General features: G+C 38.4%; 1 protein-coding gene and 1 pseudogene. One reads left to right on the top strand and one right to left on the bottom strand.

What is annotated here, in order from left to right:
• Positions 1 to 169, top strand: a pseudogene (locus A5849_RS02695) (IS256 family transposase); the annotation flags it as partial.
• A 365-nt stretch (positions 170 to 534) separates the two neighbouring features.
• Here the strand turns inward: A5849_RS02695 and A5849_RS02690 are convergent.
• Positions 535 to 1,617, bottom strand: coding sequence for an IS30 family transposase (locus A5849_RS02690; protein WP_086309941.1), 1,083 nt, complete (start codon positions 1,615 to 1,617; stop codon positions 535 to 537).
• Positions 1,618 to 1,784: the final 167 nt, after the last annotated feature.

The raw sequence follows: 1,784 nt of genomic DNA, 5'->3' as shown, positions 1-1,784 counted from the left end.
GAAATACAGCCACCGCAAGGAGCAGTTCCAAAACGAAGAGTCGATGGAACGTTTCTTAGTCTCGTCTTTTGATACTTACAACCAAAAATTCCTAGGTCGCAGTCATAAAGGCTTTCATCAGGCCGAAGGCGAACTTGAACAAATGCTAAGCCAACTGATTGAGAATTAGAAACAATCTGCAGTAGGGAAGAATCATTTACACAAAATTATTGACGCTCCCCTTTAATAAAGGATAGGTACTTATTTTGATGAACCATATTCTGATTGATAATACTACTTGCAAGCACATCACATGGATATTATTCATAATAAAAATAGTATAAAATTAATACTTGTAATTTTTTCCTCTAAACTCAAGAATAAACAATCTGATCGCTGTATCATTTTCTTTTTACTTTGGCTTCCCTTTGCTTTTTTCTTCGCGCACTTAATTCTTAGATAATGCTTAATCAAATGATATCCAATTTTATTCCCCAAATTTCAAGTGCAAGTTAGCCACTTATTGAAATTCATTGGTTATTTAGTTTTTGTTGGTTATCTAGCGGCTAAGGATAGCTCCGATAGCTCGTTCAATAAACACTCACGCGGAGTGGCGTAACCCAATATTCTTCTCGGCAAATTGTTCATCCAATCCTGTACACGACGAATGGTAGTCAACGCTACATCTTCCATACGTGTTCCTTTCGGTATAAAACGGCGAATCATCCCATTATGATTTTCGTTGGTCCCTCGTTCCCATGAAGAATAGGGATGGGTGAAATAAACTTCCGTAATATCTTTAAGAAGTGTGGTTAGACCAGCGAATTCAGCACCATTATCTGAAGTAATCGTTTTGAAAAGCACTTCGAAATCGTTGCCCGCAGCTTCTTTTAAAGCAGTCAGTGCACGATCAACTGGATTAGCTGCTTTTCCATCGATTTTGATGATTATTTCGTAACGTGTTTTACGTTCGGTCAATGTAAGCAATGCTTGGTCTTTGCCAACGCACAGTCCGTTCACCGTATCAATTTCCCAATCACCAAAACGTTCACGAGTATCGACAATATCTGGTCGATTTTCGATCAAATCGCCGAGAATTTCTTTATTCTTCCTACTCTGTGATCGCTTGGTGTTTCGCCGAACCTTGAGATGCAGATCAATATTTTTTGTTTCCAGCCAGCCGAGATCAATATAGGTGTAAAGGGTTGTGGTACAAGGGATTGTCTCATTTAGAAATAAGCCGAGTTTCTTTGCACGACCAACAACGACATCAGGCGCTTGTTTTTCTGTCTTCATTTGATGATCGGCATACGCCATGAACTTTGGCGAAGAAACCCATTTCGGTTGTTTGCGAGAATTTGTTCGTGCGTTTTCGTAAGCGGCTTGACCAGCATCTGCGGAATAAACAAACGATTCATATTCGTAGGTTTTACCATTTTGGACTTGGCGCCTGATTTGGCGAACCGTACCGTCTTTTACTTCGCTATGAATGGTTTGAGGGGCACGTCCGAGTAATTTTGCGATTGCACGATTCGACAAAGGGCGATCGATTTGTTTCCAAGCTTCAATTTTATTTCGTTCTTCATAATCAAGGTGTTTGCCTTTGCGTAAAAATGTGGTATTCTCAGTTTGCGTCATTGTCATTTCATCCTTTATTGATTGTGTAGGAACTTCAATAATACATGAAATTGGGCAATGATGTTTTTTTATTTTATGAAGTGGCTAAGTTCATTTTAAAATTCGCCTCTAAAAACTATTTTCTAGTTTTTTCATTTAATTTGATATTAAATAGCCACATATTAATC

The sequence above is a fragment of the Enterococcus sp. 10F3_DIV0382 genome (assembly GCF_002140245.1).
Classification (GTDB): domain Bacteria; phylum Bacillota; class Bacilli; order Lactobacillales; family Enterococcaceae; genus Enterococcus_B; species Enterococcus_B lactis.
This window is presented reverse-complemented; position numbering and strand designations above follow the sequence as displayed.